This window comes from Klebsiella sp. HMSC25G12, assembly GCF_001807705.1.
Lineage (GTDB): Bacteria > Pseudomonadota > Gammaproteobacteria > Enterobacterales > Enterobacteriaceae > Klebsiella > Klebsiella variicola.
The window spans coordinates 205,896-223,234 of sequence record NZ_KV789927.1 but is presented as its reverse complement, the minus strand read 5'-3'; the positions used below and the strand labels follow the sequence as shown (position 1 = coordinate 223,234).

Genomic DNA, 17,339 nt, shown 5'->3' with positions numbered 1-17,339 from the left:
TTTTACATCCACTCTCAGGCGCGCTTGGCGCGACGTTCAGCAATAAATGCCACCAGGAAAACGGCGCCAATGAGGTCAAAGAAACCCATGGCGATAAACAGCGGGTTGAAGCCAATTTTGTCGGCGGTCACCCCGATTAATAATGAGAACAGGAAGCTGGCGATCCACGCCGCGGAGCCGCGCATACCGTTGACCGTCGCCATTTGTCCCTTGTCGAAAGACTCCACCACCAGCGCGCTGAGCATGCAGGAGATGATCTGATGGCCGAAACCACCAATGGAGATCAGGATGATGGTGATATAGGGATCGCGAGTAATGGCGACCAGGGCCAGCGAGATCATCAGAAACGCGCCGGTTACCGAGCTGGCGATAACCGAGTTGACTCGCGTGCAGCCGAACCAGCGAACGTACAGGCGGGTGAGATAGCCGCTGACCACGCTGCCAAGATCGGCGGCGAGGAACGGCAGCCAGGCGAACATCGCGATCTGCTTCAGATCCATGCCGTGCTCTTTCGCCAGGTACAGCGGCACCCAGAAGCTCAGTACCGCCCAGGCAGGCTCGGCCATAAAGGCGGGGATGGCGATCCCATAGAAACGTTTATTCTTCGAGACGGTTTTGAGCGCGGTAAAGAAGGGCTGTTTCACCGGCGGGGCTTCGTTATCCTGCTTGATGTACTCCAGCTCGCTTTTGCTGAGGTTCGGGTGCTTTTCCGGGTTCTGATAGAAAGCCCACCACAGCACCACCCACAGCAGCGCCAGCGCGCCGGTAAACATAAACGCCCCCTGCCAGCCGAAGGAGGCGTGGGCGAAGTAGATAATCGGCGGGGCCAGCATTGCGCCGATAGAGAAGCCGACGCCAGCCCAGCCGGCGGCGATTGGCCGTTCAGATTTCGGGAACCACTCGCCGATGGTTTTGGCGTTCGCCGGCGTGGCGGCCGCCTCGGCGCCGCCCATAAAGAAGCGCAACATAGCCAGGTGCAGCCAGCTGCCAGCCCCGGCGTGGGCGATACAGGCCAGCGCCCACAGGGTAGCGCAGATCATAAACCCGAGCTTCAGGCCGATGACGTCGATAAGCCAGCCACAGAGCGGCTGGAAAATCGTGTAAGCCAGCTGAAACGCGCCGACGATCCAGGAATATTGTTCGGTGGTAATACCGAGCGTCGCTTTCAGTTCCGGGGCGATAATCCCCAGCGAGTTACGTGTGATGTAGTTGACGGTGACGCCGAGTAAAAACAGGACCAGCACCCACCAGCGCAGGTTTTTTACCACCCGGCGCGTTTTACTGACCGCGATATCATTGTTGAGGCCTTGACTCATAGCACACTCCACAAGACGTTGTAGGGGGAAAGTGACGGCCTCTTTCCCTGAGTGGTCACATAGTTTTTTTTAACTATTTGAATAGTCTATTTTTTATCTCAACATCATTGGTATAACTAGTATGGGAGATGTTGGACCAATTCAGGCTAAGGGAGAAAAAACGTCGGGCAAAGTGCTATTTATGCAACTTTTTTCATGAAATGACCGAGATCTCAAATTTCGCTCTGTCATTTGCTTACAGGAAGCGCTTTGGCGATTATGAAAATTCTTTCATTTTCCAATCGGAGCTGGATCACAAAATGGATAAAAAGCTGCGCGTCGCCGAAATCGCCGCCCGCACCGGGCTGTCGGCCAGCACCGTTTCACGCGTCCTGGCCGGGAAAGCGAATACCAGCGACAAGGCGCGCCGGGCGGTGCTGGAGTGCGCCCGCGAGCTGGGGGTCATGCAGGGACTGGCCGCCGGGCGTCTGCTGCTCAATAATCTGCTGGTGTTTGCTCCGCAGCGCGCCTTCGATGAGCGATCGGATATCTTCTACTACCGGGTGATCCAGAGCATCAATAACGCGCTGGCGGCGCATGAAGTGCGCCTGCGCTACTGCGCGCTGGACGAGAACGACAGCGACGCCAATCTATTTCTTGCCCGCATGAACGAAGCGGAGACCCAGGCCGCGGTGCTGCTGGGGATCGACGATCCGCATATTCATGGCCTGGCGGCGGATGTGGGCAAACCCTGCGTATTGATCAACTGTCGGGATGAAGGGATGCGGCTGCCGTCCATTGCCCCCGACCATCGTCTGATTGGCCAGTGCGCCGCCCGCTATCTGTTTGATATGGGCCATCGGGCGGTGATGAACGTGATGTGCCTGCGCCGCTATACCATGGAGCTGCGGCTGGGCGGGATCCAGGAAGCATGGCGCGCGCGCAATCTGCGCTTTACCGCCAGCCGGGATCTCATCAGCGTCGCCAACTTTAGCGCCAGAGAGACGGAAGAGCAGGTAGGGGCCTGGCTTGACGGCTTACAGGGGCGCCCGATGCCCAGCGCCTTCCTGGTGGGCGGCGATTTTATGGCCGCCGGCACCGTCAGCGCGCTGCAAAAACGAGGCCTGCGGGTGCCGCAGGATGTTTCGGTAATGAGTATCGACGGGTTTAATCTGGCGGCGATCCAGGAGGTGCCGTTGACCGCGGTGCATGTGCCGCGAGATGAGCTGGGCAGCGAGGCGGTGCATCTCCTGCAGCAGCGCCTGCTGCGCCCGGAGGCGCCGCACGGCTCGCTACTGTTGCACGGCACGCTGGTGGTACGTGATTCGGTACGGCGGATCCGGCCGGGCAAGAGCCATACCGCCGTCGAGCCGCAGGGGCTGTATGACGATTAAACCGGGATACCCAGCGCCCGTTTCCCGTGAATATTCAGATCTTCCAGGGTGAAGCGCCCCTGCCAGCTGGCCTCATAGTCCTCGCGCGGGAAATCCCCCGGCGAGGCCCCTTTTTCCAGAGCAATTTTCACTTTCTGCGCGTAGGCGAGGTTCTTTTCGCACATCGGCGCGGCCGGGATGTACATCACGTTGCCCCAGCCCTGTTGATTTTCCACCGGCGCCACTGAATGAATAACATCGCAATGCCACCAGACGGAATCGCCAGCGTTCAGCGCCGGAATCGAGCTTAACGCTTTAATTAAGAGCGGGTGCCATTGCTCAGAGATCGGCAGCACTCTGCCCGGCGCGACGCCGCACAGCTCATCTTCCGGCACATCGTCGAGCAGGGGGCGCAGCAGCACATAAGCCATCGCCTCGGGGATCGGCACCACGTGCAGCAGCCCCTGACCCGGGATCATGTCCGACAGCGCGGTCCAGCCCTGGAAGGTGCGGAACACCGAGCATTTGGTGGTGTTGTCGACGGTGTACTCTTCCACTTCGGTACGGTGCGCGGCGTCCCACGGATCGTAGGCGTCGATATTGCCATTAAAGACGTTGGCGAAAACCTGCTGATAGGCGGGAAGCAGCCAGCGCTCCAGCGCGCCAGAATCGGTATGCGCCCCCAGAGCCCCTTTGACGTGGTTCCCGGCGGGCGGCGGCGGATACGGTCAGGGTAAATCACGCTGACATCCGGATCGAACCAGCGCTTGCCATTCTGTTCAAAGCGCCACAGGCGATTGAGGAAGGATTGCACCGCCGCCATTTCATCACTCTGTCGCGCCTGCATTTGCGAGGGGGACCAGTAGATCGGATAGATTTCCGGACGCGAAGCCTCCAGCGAACCGAAGAAGCTGTCGCCAGGTCCTTTGTAAACATCATCGAAATGGTTCAGATCGAGGTATTCCAGCATCGCGTTGTCCCAGGCCAGCGCCTGTTCGCGCGGGTAGTGTCCTTTGATCACTGCGCAGCCCCGGCGCTTAATCGCCGCGCGCTGCTCATCGCTCACTTTTCCTTCGGCGATATCGCTGAACGGGATCGTCGGCCAGACCTCCTGGCCTGTGGCTTTCAGGGCATTAATCTCGTCCAGGCGCTCGCTGATACGCGCCGAGAGTTTATCGAACACTGCCTGGACATCGCCAATTTGTGCCCGTAAGGCCTGTTTCATCTGGCGAATTGCCGCTTTGTGGTCGGCAGGTAATGTTTCGTGGGTCGGGAGAGCAGCCATAATAACCTCGCTGTATCTTTCATTCGAAAGTGTTAAATCTTACAAACGTTAATTTAAGTTAAAATGGAGTTAATGCAAGTTTAAAATCTTGCTACGGCGCACAAAATGGAAAAACCGGGGCGCGATGCCCCGGCGAAGGGTCACGCGTTGAAGGGAGCGGTATTATCGAGGACGGCCTGAATGACGTTCAGCGCGCCGTCATGGTTATTATCGTCAGTGGCGTAGCCGGCGATAGCCTTGATGGTGTCGGCGGCGTTACCCATGGCGAAAGCGTATTTCACCAGCTTCAGCATTTCGGCGTCGTTGCCGCTGTCGCCGATGGCCACGCACTGCTGGGGCGAAAGGTTCCAGCGTTTGAGCAGGCGGCTGATGCCGTTGGCTTTATGCAGGCCGGGGATAATCAAATCGACAAAGCCAAAGCCGCTGGTGACCGGCTTCATGATCCCGTCGAGCGACACGTGCAGTTTATCGATCAGCTGTGGGATCTCGCTGTCCGGCAGGTTGAGGGAGAATTTGAACAGCGTGTCGTCGATGCGATGGTAATCGCTTACCCGCTGCAGACGGTGGTAGTGCTTTGACATCAGGTCGACGAAGGCGTCCGGAGCTTTATCGCTCACATACGCGCTCTGCAGGCCGCAGGCGACAAAGTTGAGCTGCGGATCTTTGAGCAATTCGCCAATCACCACCTGCGATTCGTGGCGGGTCAGTTCGCCGTGGAACAGCTGCTTACCATGCTCAAAGACCAGCGCGCCGTTTTCGGCGACGAACGAAATCTGCTCGCGGATCTCCGGGAAGAAGGAGATCAACTGATAGTACTGGTTGCCGCTGGCGACAACAAATTCAATGCCGCGCTGCTGCAGCTGGGCGAATTGCGCCAGAAACCGTGAGCGATCGTAGGTTTTGGCGTCATTGAGAAAAGTTCCGTCCATATCGGTGACGATAACTTTAACGGTCATAAGGGGATGCTCCTGGCTTAACTTCGACCAGTAACATTCTAATTACAATGTGATGGGGAGCACAAATTTATTTCGAATGAAAGTTCACTCAGCGCAGAAAATGCCGGGTGGCAACGTTGCCTTACCCGGCCTGCAGAACAGGGTAGGCCCGCTAAGCATAGCGCCAGCGGGCACGAAGGGTTACAGCGTATGTTCGGTTCGGGCGATGATATCGTCCTGGGTATCCGGCGACAGGGCGGTGAAGAACGCCGAGTATCCGGCGACGCGGACCACTAAATCGCGGTACTGGTCAGGGTGTTTCTTCGCCTCCAGCAGCGTGTCGCGGGACACGATGTTGTACTGGATATGCCAGCCTTTGTGCACCTCGAAGAAGGTGCGCAGCAGCACCATCAGCTTCTGCTTGTCGGACTCATTCTCCAGGGTGGACGGATTCAGCTTCTGGTTAAGCAGCACGCCGCCGAGGATCGCGCCGGTGGGGAGTTTGCCCACCGAACTGATGACCGCTGTCGGCCCCAGATGGTCGGTACCGGAGGCCGGGCTGGCCCCTTCCGCCAGCGGGGTGTGCGCTTTACGGCCATCCGGTGTCGCCATCGTCTGGGCGCCGAACGGAACGTTGGCGGAGATAGACGACGTGCCAGCGTAATAGTTGCCGCCGATTGGGCCGCGGCCATAGCGCGGGTTGTGATACTGCTTCAGCTCGTCGATATAGGTCTGGTAGGCCCGCGCCAGCAACTCGTCGACGCTGTCATCATCGTTACCGTACTTCGGCGCGCCGTTGATCAACCGCTGGCGCAGTTGCTCGTGGGTCAGACCGTCGAAATCTTCCGCCAGCGCCTTCGCCAGTTCCTGCTGGCCGATGGCGCCCTGATCGAAGACCAGTTTTTTCACCGCCGCCAGGCTGTTGCCGAGGTTGGCGATACCCACCTGCAGGCCGGAAACCCAGTCATATTTCGCGCCGCCTTGCTTGATGCTTTTCGCCCGTTCGATACAGTCATCCACCAGCGCCGAACAGAGAATATCGTGGACGTTTTCCTCCAGCATGGTATCGACCACGTACTCAATCTCAATGGATTTACGGGTGTAGTAGCGGATCTGGTTATCCCAGTCTGCCAGCACCTGGTCGAAATTAGCGAAGTTGCCTTTCGACAGGGCATGCTCCTGGGGCAGGAATACCTGACCGCTGGTGGCATCGCGGCCACCTTCCAGCGTCGCCAGCATCACCCGCGCGAAGTTGATAAAGCTCATGCCGGTGCAGCGGTAGCCCCATTTGCCGCCAACCGCGGTTTCGATGCAGCCGATGGCGGCGTAATCGTAGGCGTCCTGCGGCTCGATGCCGAGTTTGATAAATTCCGGGATGACGATTTCGTCGTTATTAAACGCCGGCATGCCGAAGCCGCAGCGGATCACCTGGACGCAGGCGTCGAGGAAGTCGTTGCTCATCCCGGCATGGTAACGCACGCTGAGGTTCGGCTGGGTAGAGCGCAGACGACCACAGGATTCCAGGATGGCATACGACAGCGGGTTGACGGCGTCCTGCGGCTGGCCGTCGACCAGGTTCTGGCCGCCAATGGTGACGTTCTGGTACAGCGGGCTGCCGGCAGAGGCCTTGGAGTGCGAGCCGGAGCGAATTTTGTTGACCTCCAGCAGCTTCAGCCAGCAGCTGTGCAGCAGCTCAATGGCCTGTTCGCGATCCAGCGACTGCTGCAGTTCAACGTCGCGACGGTAGTACGGATAGAGGTACTGGTCCATACGGCCAAAGGAGACCGAGTGGCCATTGGATTCAATCTGCAGGATAAGCTGAATGAAGTAGCACAACTGCAGCGCCTGCCAGAAGGTTTTCGGCGGCTCATGGGCGATGATGTCGCAGTTTTCGGCTATCGTCAGCAGTTCGTGGCGGCGTGATTCACGGGATTCTGCTGTCGCCATCTCGCGCGCCAGCGCGGCGAAGCGTTTGCTGTGGTCGCTGACCGCTTCCAGAACGATATCAATCGCTTTCAGGAACTGCTCGCCGTGCAGGTCTTCCAGTACCGTCAGGTTAATGCGCGACCGGCGTTCAGCAACCTTGGCGCGCATGCCGTCGAGGCCTTTCTCCAGCAGTAACGGGAAGTTGACCGCCAGGTGGGCGTCACCGGAAGTCATGTTGCCTTCCGCCTTGATAATACCGGTGGCGAGGAGCGCCTTCTGCTCATCGGTAAACATACCGTAGCAGCGGTCCTGTACGGTCTGCCCGCGCCACCATGGGCACACTTCATGCAGCACGCGTTTGTTCTCTTCGCTGACCGAGAAGCCGGCGCCGGGGCGGTCGGCAAGATCGTCGATCTCTTTCTCAATCCAGCTGACGGTGTATTCCGGGAAAATCGGCGCAGCGCGCACTTCGCTGGCCTGGTTGCCGACGATCAGTTCGTCGTGCTTGATCCAGATGGTGCGCTCGGCAAGGTGATGCGCCAGCGCCAGGGCGCGACGCACCGGGATTGGCTTATCAAGATGCTGCTGATACATCTCGGTGTAGTGGCGGGCGCGTTCGGTACAGACCGGCGGTTTGACAATATGCACCAGTGCCATTTTATGGGCCTGGATGCGGGCGCTGAGGGTATTGAGTTTGAGAGTCGTCATAAGGTTATCCTCGTAAGATCGCCGTTAGCCCCTTGCTCCGCGCATAATCCTGCGCGAAGGCGAGCAGCTCAGGAGCATCCAGCGGTTTGTCCGGTGCGGTGTAGGGCTGACTGAGTAACTGGTATTTGTTCATTCCCAGCGTGTGGTACGGCAGGAAATGGATCTCGCTGACCTGCAGGCGGTCGGCGGCAAAATCGGTGATCGCGGCAATGTCGGCTTCACTGGCGTTGAATCCCTGGATCAGCGGCACGCGAATAATCATTTTTTTCCCTGCCTGCGCCAGTCGCTGCAGGTTATCCAGCACCCGGCGGGCGCTGCCGTCGGTCCACTGCTGGAAAACGGCCTCGTCGACATGTTTCAGGTCGGCGAGAAACAGGTCGACAAAGGGTAAAGCCGGTTCAATGTATTTCCACGGCACGTGCAGGCAGGTTTCCACGGCGGTGTGAATACCTGCCTGATGGCTGGCTTCGAAAAGCGCCTGCGCCAGCGTCGGGTTCATAAAGGGTTCGCCGCCGGAAAGGGTGATGCCGCCGCCGCTGCGATCGTAGAACGGTTTATCACGCAGCACCGTCGCCATGATCGCTTCGACGTTTTTCTCCTCGCCGCAGACCGTTAGCGCGGTGGTGGGGCAGCAGTCACGCAGCGCAGTAATATGCTTGTCGTTAACGTTTTGCCGATCAATGATCAAACCATCGAGGGTACGGGTGATAACCTCCGGCGCCGCCTGCTGGCACAGATCGCAGCCGGCCAGGCACAGCCGCGAGTCATACAGCAGATCTTCGCTGCGGGCGCGGCTTTCCGGGTTCTGGCACCAGCGGCAGCCCAGCGAGCAGCCTTTCAGGAAGACGACGGTACGGATCCCTGGGCCGTCATGGGTGGAGTAGCGCTGGATGTTGAAGATCATGGCTTATCCTCTTGTTTACGTATGAATATAAAAACACTTTCGAATGAAAGTTATATTGACGCAAATCAACAAGCGGGATGGGGCTAAGCTCCTGGGGATAAAAAAACGAGAGAGGTCACAAAACCACCGACGACCCTCGTCGCCGGTGTGGGGGTTAGTGCGAGCCGCATACCTCGCACTGCGGATGACGCATCAGCTTCATTTCACGAAACTGGCAGGTCATGGCGTCGTACATCACGATTTTTCCGCTGGCAGGGGTGCCGTAGCCGGTCAGCAGTTTAATGGCCTCCATCGCCTGCAGCGAACCGATGGTGCCCACCAGCGGGGCCATTACCCCGGCTTCGACGCAGGTGAGGGCATTTTCGCCGAACAGACGGCTCAGGCAGCGGTAGCAGGGTTCGCCATCCTGATACGTGAAGACGCTGATTTGCCCCTCCATGCGGATCGCCGCCCCGGAGACCAGCGGGGTGGTGTGCTGGAAACAGCCGGCGTTGAGCTGGTTACGAATGGCGACGTTGTCGGTGCAGTCCAGCACCAGATCGTGATCGGCAATCTGCCCCGCCAGCGCGGTCTCATCCAGCAAGGCATTGAGCGGGACCAGCCGGACGTGCGGGTTAATGCGCGCCAGCGCCTCGCGGGCAGAATCCACCTTCGGTTGGCCGATGGTCGCGTCGCTGTGCAGCGTCTGGCGCTGGAGGTTGGACAGCGAGACGGTGTCGAAATCGAGCAGGGTGAGCTGACCCACGCCGGCCGCCGCCAGATATTGAGCGGCGGCGCAGCCGAGCCCGCCGAGGCCGACCACCAGTACGCGAGCGGCTTTTAGCCGCTCCTGACCGTCGAAATCAAAACCGCGCAAGATGATCTGCCGGTTATAGCGCAGCATCTCCTCGTCGCTCAGCTCAACGGCCATTACAGCCCCCCAAACAGATGATTAAAGGGCTCGACTTCGACCCATTCGCCCGCTTCGACGTGGCCGCGTTCGCGCTCCAGTACGATAAAGCAGTTACCGAGGCTGAATGAGCTGAAAATGTGCGAGCCCTGATGGCCGGTGGTGGTCACCACCAGCTCGCCGTCGGGGTTGCGCTGCAGAATACCGCGCTGGAAGTCGAGACGGCCCGGCGACTTCTTCAGTCGCGTGGCGGCGCGTACCCGCAGGCGGGTTGCCTGAAGCGGGCCGTGCTTGCCCGAGAGTTTCGCCAGCAGCGGCTGCACCAACTGACAGAAGGTGACGGTGGCGGAAACCGGGTTACCCGGCAGGCCGCAGAACCAGCTGCTACTGAGTTTGCCGAAGGCGAAGGGTTTCCCCGGCTTGATCGCCAGTTTCCAGAAGCCGATCTCCCCCAGCTCTTCAAGAATGGTTTTGGTGTAGTCGGCTTCGCCCACCGAGACGCCACCGGAGCTGATGACCACGTCGGCCTGCTGGTCGGCGGCGATAAACGCGTCACGCAGCTTCGCCGGGTCGTCAGGAATAATGCCGAGGTTAATGACCTCGTAGCCCAGCTGCTGCAGCATCAGGTGCACCGCCAGGCGGTTGGTATCGTAAATCTGGCCGTCGCCGAGCGGTTGACCCGGCAGCTGCAGCTCATCGCCGGTTGAGAAGACCGCGACGCGGACCTTGCGCACCACCTCGACCTCGGCAATGCCCAGCGAGGCCAGCACCGGCAGCTCGGCCACCGTCAGGGGCGTCCCCGCCGGGAAGACCACCGCGCCGTGGGCGATATCTTCTCCGCGACGGCGAATGTGCTGCCCGGCTTTCACCGGCGCGGTAAAGTGCACGCCGGCGTCGGTCTGTTCGGTCTCTTCCTGCATGACCACCGCGTCGCAGCCCGCAGGCACCGGCGCGCCGGTCATGATGCGGATACAGGTGCCGGTGGGCCAGGTCTCGTGAAACGGTTGGCCGGCAAAGGCCTTACCGGCGACCGGCAGCGCCGCGCCGTCGCGAAGGTCGCTTAGCCGGACGGCATAGCCATCCATCGCGGCGTTATCAAAGCCGGGCACATCCAGCGGGGAGACGATGTCATGGGCGGTCACACGCGAGAAGGCCTGCAACAGCGGTACAGTTTCCGTCGCGTTCAGCGGCGTAATACGATCGAGCATCTGGGCGAGGGCTGTGTCGAGCGGCATCAGTCCGGCGGTAAAATCCATGGGTCACTCCTGCGGGCAAAACAGCGAAAACGCCTATTATGGCAGAAAAGCGGCGCGGGCTGTATGCCACCTGGGTACGAGGCTTTACATCGCCCGCCGCTCTTTCTATATTCAAAAATTGTATAAGACATTCAGCAATATAATGATATCAATACCCTTATTCCTGACGTGACCGGCGCCGCGCCGCGGTACGACGGGGCAGGGGCGATCCACTTCATCGTTAAGGACTGGCGAAATGGGCAAGGCGGTTATAGCAATTCACGGCGGCGCAGGGGCGATTTCTCGCGCGCAGATGACGCCGGAGCGAGAGCGAGAGTATGTGGCGGCGCTGTCGACTATCGTCGAAAGCGGGCAGAAGATGTTGGCTGCGGGCGCCAGTGCGCTGGATACCGTGACCGAGGCCGTTCGGCTGCTGGAAGAGTGCCCGCTGTTTAATGCCGGGATGGGCGCGGTATTTACCCACGATCAAACCCACGAACTGGACGCCTGCGTAATGGATGGCTACAGCCTGCAGGCGGGCGCGGTGGCCGGGGTCAAACATTTGCGTAATCCGGTGCTGGCGGCGCGTCTGGTACTGGAGGAGAGTCCGCACGTGCTGCTGATTGGCGAGGGCGCGGAAAATTTCGCCTTCTCCCGGGGGATGGAACGCGTGGAAAACGATCTCTTCTCCACGCCCGAGCGCCTGCTGCAGCTGCAGGAGGCGAAAGCGGGCGGGGAGATTATCCTCGACCACCACGCCGCCCCGCTCGATGAACGCCAGAAAATGGGCACCGTCGGCGCGGTGGCGCTCGACCTGGCTGGCAATCTGGCGGCGGCAACCTCCACCGGCGGCATGACCAACAAACTGCCCGGACGCGTCGGCGACAGCCCGCTGCCGGGCGCGGGATGCTATGCCAACAATGCCAGCGTGGCGGTCTCCTGCACCGGCACCGGCGAAGTCTTTATGCGCACCCTGGCGGCCTACGATATCGCCGCCCTGATGGAGTATGGTCAGTTGAGTCTCTACACCGCCTGCGAGCGGGTGGTGATGGAGAAACTGCCGGCTCTCGGCGGTAGCGGCGGGCTGATTGCCGTCGATCGCGAAGGTAACGTCGTTTTACCGTTTAACAGTGAAGGCATGTACCGCGCCTGGTGCTATGCCGGCGATACGCCAACCATTGGCATTTATCGCGAATAGAAGAAGGGAGAGGGAGAGTGTCGCAAACTCACGAAACCGATACCTGCGAAGTGCTGGTAGTGCGCAACCTGAACGTGGCCTTTCGCCAACAGGATGCGCCAGAGGTGCAGGCCGTGCGTCAGCTATCCTTCAGCCTGCGTCGCGGCGAGACGCTGGCGATAGTGGGTGAGTCCGGTTCGGGAAAATCGGTGACCGCGCTGGCGCTGATGCGTTTGCTTGACGCCGCCAGCAGCGAAGTGAGCAGCGAGGGGCTGTGGCTGCGGCGGCGTAACCGGCAGGTGATCGCGCTCAATGAGCAAACGGACGCCGAGATGCGCCGGGTGCGCGGCGCGGATCTGGCCATGATTTTTCAGGAGCCGATGACCTCGCTGAATCCGGTTTTTACCATCGGCGAACAAATCGCCGAATCCCTGCGCCTGCACCAGGGGCTGGGGCGCGAAGAGGCGCTGCGCGCGGCGAAAAAGATGCTCGACCAGGTGCGTATTCCCCAGGCGGAAGAGATGCTCTCACGCTATCCGCACCAGCTCTCCGGCGGCATGCGCCAGCGGGTGATGATCGCCATGGCGCTCTCCTGTCGGCCGGCGGTGTTGATAGCCGATGAGCCGACCACAGCGCTGGATGTCACCATCCAGGCGCAAATTTTGCAACTCATTGCCGTCCTGCAAAAGGAGATGGCGATGGGGGTGATCTTTATTACCCACGATATGGGCGTCGTGGCCGATATCGCCGATCGGGTGCTGGTGATGTATCGCGGTGAGGCGGTAGAGACCGGCAGCGTTGAGGAGATCTTTCGTTCGCCGCAGCACCCTTATACTCAGTCGCTGCTGGCGGCGGTTCCGCGGCTGGGGGAGATGCGGGGTCAGGATCTGCCGCGCCGTTTTTCGCTTCCCGGTCAGCCGCAGGCGGAGACCGAAACGCCAGACACGGTGGCGGCGGGGGAGCCTATCCTGCAGGTGCGCGACCTGGTGGCCCGTTTTCCGGTGCGCGGTGGGCTGCTCAATCGCGTGACGCGCGAAGTGCATGCGGTGGAGAAGATCAGTTTTGATCTCTGGCCGGGAGAGACCCTGTCGCTGGTGGGAGAGTCCGGCTGCGGCAAGTCGACCACCGGCCGGGCGCTGCTGAGACTGGTCGAAACCCAGGGTGGCACCATTACCTTCGACGGCCAACGGATTGATACGCTCTCCGGCAGCAAGCTGCAATCCCTGCGCCGTAATATTCAGTTTATTTTTCAGGATCCTTACGCTTCGCTTGACCCGCGTCAGACGGTCGGTGACTCGATCATGGAGCCGCTGCGGGTGCATGGCCTGCTGCATGGTGAAGCCGCGCGTGAGCGGGTTTCCTGGCTACTGAAGCGCGTGGGGCTTCAGCCGGAGCATGCCTGGCGTTACCCCCATGCCTTTTCCGGCGGCCAGCGGCAGCGGATCTGCATTGCCCGCGCGCTGGCGCTGAATCCGAAGGTGGTGATAGCCGATGAGTCGGTGTCGGCCCTGGATGTCTCCATTCGGGCGCAGATTATCAATCTGATGCTCGACCTGCAGCGCGAGATGGGTATCGCGTTTCTGTTTATTTCCCATGATATGGCGGTGGTGGAGCGCATCAGCCACCGCGTGGCGGTGATGTATCGCGGTCGCATTGTCGAAATAGGCCCGCGCCGTGCGGTGTTTGAAAACCCGCAGCACCCCTATACCCGTAAGCTAATGGCCGCCGTACCGGTGGCCGACCCGGCCTACCGTCATCCGCAGCGAGTCCTGCTGTCTGATGACGTCCCGGGCAATATCTATAAGCGGGGCGAGGAGATGGCCAGCGTGCCATTGCAGCAGGTTGGGCCGGACCACTTTGTCGCCCGCGAATCCGCCGATGTGCTGGGCAGAGCATAACAACACATAACGCACCTTTTCAGGAGAATACGATGACACAACCTGTTTCACGCAAATGGTGGCTGGCGCTGAGTATCGCGGCGGCCCTGGCGAGCGCCCCTGCCTTTGCCGCCAAAGATGTGGTCGTGGCGGTCGGGTCTAACTTTACGACGCTCGATCCCTATGATGCCAACGATACCCTGTCGCAGGCGGTGGCGAAGTCCTTTTATCAAGGCCTGTTCGGCCTTGATAAAGAGATGAAGCTACAAAATGTTCTTGCCGAGAGCTATACCGTGTCACCGGACGGCCTGGTGTACACCATCAAGCTGCACAGCGGGGTGAAATTCCAGGATGGCACCGACTTTAACGCCGAGGCGGTCAAGGCTAACCTCGACCGCGCGAGTAACCCGGATAACCATCTCAAGCGCTATAACCTGTATAAAAATATCGCCAGCACCGAGGCGGTCGATCCGACCACGGTCAAAATTACCCTGAAGCAGCCCTTCTCGGCATTTATTAACATTCTCGCCCATCCGGCGACGGCGATGATTTCGCCGGCGGCGCTGAAAAAATATGGCAAGGATATTGGCTTCCATCCGGTGGGTACCGGGCCGTATAAGCTCGACACCTGGAACCAGACAGATTTCGTGAAGGTCAGCAAGTTCGATGGTTACTGGCAGCCAGGCCTGCCGAAGCTGGACTCCATCACCTGGCGTCCGGTGGTGGATAACAACACCCGGGCGGCGATGCTGCAGACCGGCGAAGCGCAGTTTGCTTTCCCGATCCCTTACGAACAGGCGCCGCTGCTGGCAAAAAACAGCAAACTGGAGCTGGTGGCCAGCCCGTCGATCATGCAGCGCTACATCAGCATGAACGTGACGCAGAAGCCGTTCGATAATCCGAAGGTGCGTGAAGCCATCAACTATGCGATTAACCGTCAGGCGCTGGTCAAGGTGGCGTTTGCCGGATACGCCACCCCGGCGACCGGGGTGGTGCCGCCGTCGATTGCCTACGCCCAGACTTACACCGCCTGGCCATACGATCCGGCGAAAGCTCGCCAGTTGCTGAAAGAGGCTGGCTACCCTAACGGTTTCAGCACCACGCTATGGTCATCACATAATCACAGCACCGCGCAGAAAGTACTGCAGTTCACCCAGCAGCAGCTGGCGCAGGTGGGGATTAAGGCGCAGGTGACGGCGATGGACGCTGGTCAGCGGGCGGCGGAAGTGGAAGGTAAAGGGCAGAAAGAGAGCGGGGTACGGATGTTCTATACCGGCTGGTCCGCCTCCACCGGTGAAGCCGACTGGGCGCTGTCGCCGCTGTTCGCCTCGCAAAACTGGCCGCCGACGCTGTTTAATACCGCGTTTTACAGCAACCCGCAGGTGGATAACGCGCTGAGCGAGGCGCTGAAAACCACCGACCCACAAGAGAAAACCAAACTCTATAAAGAGGCGCAGGATATTATCTGGAAAGAGTCGCCGTGGGTACCGCTGGTGGTCGAGAAACTGGTCTCCGCCCACAGCAAGAACCTCACCGGTTTCTATATCCAGCCGGATACTGGCTTTAGTTTTGAACAGGCAGATTTAACACCGTGAAGGATGGGATGATGCTCTCCGGCGCCAGCGCGCGGGGGGCGGTTTTTCCGCGGGGCGGGTTGCGGAGGTATGATGCTCAACTATGTGATTAAGCGCCTGCTGGGGCTGATCCCCACCCTGCTTATCGTCGCAGTGCTGGTGTTTCTGTTCGTCCATATGCTGCCCGGTGACCCGGCGCGGCTGATTGCCGGACCGGAGGCCGATGCCCAGGTGGTGGCGATGGTGCGCCAGCAGCTGGGGCTTGACCAGCCGCTGCATGTCCAGTTCTGGCACTACATCACCAACGTGCTGCGCGGCGATTTTGGCATTTCCATGGCCTCGCGGCGTCCCGTTTCCAGTGAAATAGCCAGCCGCTTTATGCCCACGTTGTGGCTGACGCTGGCCAGCATGAGCTGGGCGGTACTGTTCGGGATGGCGGCGGGGATCGCGGCCGCGGTGTGGCGCAATCGCTGGCCCGACCGTCTGGGAATGGCGCTGGCGGTGAGCGGCATTTCGTTTCCGGCTTTTGCTCTCGGCATGCTGCTGATGCAGGTGTTTTCGGTTGAGCTGGGCTGGCTACCGACGGTGGGGGCCGACAGCTGGCGGCACTATATTTTGCCGTCGTTGACCCTTGGCGCGGCGGTGGCGGCGGTCATGGCGCGCTTTACCCGCGCGTCGTTCGTTGATGTGTTGCATGAAGACTATATGCGTACCGCGCGGGCGAAAGGGGTGAGCGAAACGTGGGTGGTGCTCAAGCATGGCCTGCGCAATGCGATGATCCCGGTGGTGACCATGATGGGGCTGCAGTTCGGCTTTCTGCTCGGTGGGTCGATCGTCGTGGAAAAGGTGTTTAACTGGCCGGGGCTTGGGCGCCTGTTGGTCGATTCGGTAGAGATGCGCGATTACCCGGTGATTCAGGCAGAAGTCCTGCTCTTTTCACTGGAGTTTATTCTTATCAATTTAGTGGTGGATGTGCTGTACGCGGCCATTAACCCGGCTATCAGGTATAAGTAAGGTGCGATTGCTCAACTGGAGAAGGCAGGCGGCGCTGAACGCCATGCCGGGTATCAGACCCGGCGAGATCCATACCCCATGGCATGAGTTCTGGCGGCGCTTTCGTCGCCAGCCGGTGGCGATGGGCGCTGGTATTTTCGTGCTGTTGCTGATTGCGGTAGCCATCGTTGCGCCATGGATAGCGCCGTACGATGCGGAAAATTATTTCGATTATGACCGGCTTAACGAGGGGCCCTCGCTGGTGCACTGGTTCGGTGTCGACTCGCTGGGGCGCGATATTTTCAGCCGGGTGCTGGTCGGGGCGCAGATCTCGCTGGCTGCCGGGGTACTGGCGGTGCTGATTGGCGCGGCTATCGGCACGGTGCTTGGGCTGCTGGCCGGCTACTATGAGGGCTGGTGGGACCGGCTCATTATGCGACTTTGCGACGTGCTGTTCGCCTTTCCGGGGATCCTGCTGGCGATCGCGGTGGTCGCTGTCATGGGCAGCGGGATGGCCAACGTGATCATCGCCGTGGCGATCTTCTCGATCCCGGCGTTTGCTCGTCTGGTGCGCGGCAATACGCTGGTGTTAAAGCAGCAGACCTTTATTGAATCGGCGCGCAGCATCGGCGCCAGCGACGCCACCATTCTGTTCAACCACATCCTGCCGGGGACGGTGTCATCGATCGTGGTTTACTTCACGATGCGTATTGGGGTGTCGATTATTTCGGCGGCCAGTCTGTCGTTTCTCGGCCTCGGCGCGCAGCCGCCCACCCCGGAGTGGGGCGCGATGCTCAACGAGGCGCGGGCGGATATGGTGATGTCCCCGCACGTAGCGCTGTTTCCGGCGGTGGCGATTTTCGTGACCGTTCTGGCGTTTAATCTGCTGGGCGATGGCCTGCGCGATGCGCTGGATCCGAAGTTAAAGGGGTAGGGTGAGGGAAAGCACCGCCGTGCGGTGCTTTATATTATTTGTGGCTTCAGCGCACATTGCGCTCCCGGTTAATCTTCTGCGTTATGCCTGGTATGGTGCTGGGAGCGCACAGGGGGCGGCCAGTCGCCGCCGCCCCCTGTACCCCCGGGCTCCGGCCAGCAACATCGCCACTGCGTGGTCCCTTCGACTTATCCCTGCAGGCTTCGGGTCGGGCCGAGGCAGCGTCCCTGCAAA

12 protein-coding genes and 1 pseudogene are annotated in these 17,339 nt (G+C 60.1%); 6 read left to right on the top strand and 7 right to left on the bottom strand.

What is annotated here, in order from left to right:
• Positions 1–14: 14 nt before the first annotated feature.
• Positions 15–1,316 (bottom strand): MFS transporter, encoded by a 1,302-nt coding sequence (locus tag HMPREF3096_RS27675; protein WP_012968650.1) that lies wholly within the window; start codon positions 1,314–1,316, stop codon positions 15–17.
• 299 nt (positions 1,317–1,615) lie between these two features.
• On the opposite strand from HMPREF3096_RS27675, the gene HMPREF3096_RS27670 reads away from it, so the two are divergent.
• Positions 1,616–2,689 carry a LacI family DNA-binding transcriptional regulator gene (locus HMPREF3096_RS27670; RefSeq protein WP_032730972.1) on the top strand — a complete coding sequence of 358 codons (1,074 nt, stop codon included), beginning with the start codon at positions 1,616–1,618 and terminating at the stop codon, positions 2,687–2,689.
• Here the strand turns inward: HMPREF3096_RS27670 and HMPREF3096_RS27665 are convergent.
• The 6 genes and pseudogenes from HMPREF3096_RS27665 to moeA form a co-directional block, all read right to left on the bottom strand.
• Positions 2,686–3,953, bottom strand: a pseudogene (locus HMPREF3096_RS27665) (DUF1479 domain-containing protein). The gene HMPREF3096_RS27670 and the pseudogene HMPREF3096_RS27665 overlap by 4 nt on opposite strands.
• 140 nt (positions 3,954–4,093) lie before the next feature.
• A complete protein-coding gene (locus HMPREF3096_RS27660) occupies positions 4,094–4,909 on the bottom strand; it encodes a Cof-type HAD-IIB family hydrolase (RefSeq protein WP_008805791.1) in 816 nt (271 codons plus the stop codon).
• 180 nt (positions 4,910–5,089) lie between these two features.
• Positions 5,090–7,522: a formate C-acetyltransferase/glycerol dehydratase family glycyl radical enzyme gene (locus tag HMPREF3096_RS27655; protein WP_008805792.1), complete on the bottom strand. Its 2,433-nt coding sequence runs from the start codon at positions 7,520–7,522 to the stop codon at positions 5,090–5,092.
• 4 nt (positions 7,523–7,526) lie between these two features.
• Positions 7,527–8,426: a glycyl-radical enzyme activating protein gene (locus HMPREF3096_RS27650; RefSeq protein ID WP_008805793.1), complete on the bottom strand. Its 900-nt coding sequence runs from the start codon at positions 8,424–8,426 to the stop codon at positions 7,527–7,529.
• Positions 8,427–8,580: 154 nt separating this feature from the next.
• Positions 8,581–9,336: a molybdopterin-synthase adenylyltransferase MoeB gene (gene moeB, locus HMPREF3096_RS27645; protein WP_012968648.1), complete on the bottom strand. Its 756-nt coding sequence runs from the start codon at positions 9,334–9,336 to the stop codon at positions 8,581–8,583.
• Positions 9,336–10,571 carry a molybdopterin molybdotransferase MoeA gene (gene moeA, locus HMPREF3096_RS27640; protein ID WP_012542361.1) on the bottom strand — a complete coding sequence of 412 codons (1,236 nt, stop codon included), beginning with the start codon at positions 10,569–10,571 and terminating at the stop codon, positions 9,336–9,338. Before moeA ends, moeB begins: the two co-directional genes overlap by 1 nt.
• A 235-nt stretch (positions 10,572–10,806) precedes the next feature.
• Here moeA and iaaA point away from each other — a divergent pair, with 235 nt between their 5' ends.
• The 5 genes from iaaA (at position 10,807) to gsiD (ending at position 17,105) form a co-directional block, all read left to right on the top strand.
• Positions 10,807–11,748: a beta-aspartyl-peptidase gene (gene iaaA, locus HMPREF3096_RS27635; RefSeq protein ID WP_008805796.1), complete on the top strand. Its 942-nt coding sequence runs from the start codon at positions 10,807–10,809 to the stop codon at positions 11,746–11,748.
• 17 nt (positions 11,749–11,765) lie between these two features.
• On the top strand, positions 11,766–13,625 hold the full coding sequence (gsiA, locus tag HMPREF3096_RS27630) for a glutathione ABC transporter ATP-binding protein GsiA (protein ID WP_008805797.1): 1,860 nt from the start codon (positions 11,766–11,768) through the stop codon (positions 13,623–13,625).
• 32 nt (positions 13,626–13,657) lie between these two features.
• Positions 13,658–15,199 carry a glutathione ABC transporter substrate-binding protein GsiB gene (gene gsiB / locus HMPREF3096_RS27625; RefSeq protein ID WP_004176731.1) on the top strand — a complete coding sequence of 514 codons (1,542 nt, stop codon included), beginning with the start codon at positions 13,658–13,660 and terminating at the stop codon, positions 15,197–15,199.
• Between the two features lie 72 nt (positions 15,200–15,271).
• Complete coding sequence (gene gsiC / locus HMPREF3096_RS27620) at positions 15,272–16,192, top strand: glutathione ABC transporter permease GsiC (RefSeq protein ID WP_008805798.1); 921 nt, start codon at positions 15,272–15,274, stop codon at positions 16,190–16,192.
• Position 16,193: 1 nt separating this feature from the next.
• Positions 16,194–17,105: a glutathione ABC transporter permease GsiD gene (gsiD, locus tag HMPREF3096_RS27615; RefSeq protein ID WP_004147729.1), complete on the top strand. Its 912-nt coding sequence runs from the start codon at positions 16,194–16,196 to the stop codon at positions 17,103–17,105.
• The last annotated feature ends 234 nt before the right edge of the window (positions 17,106–17,339 follow it).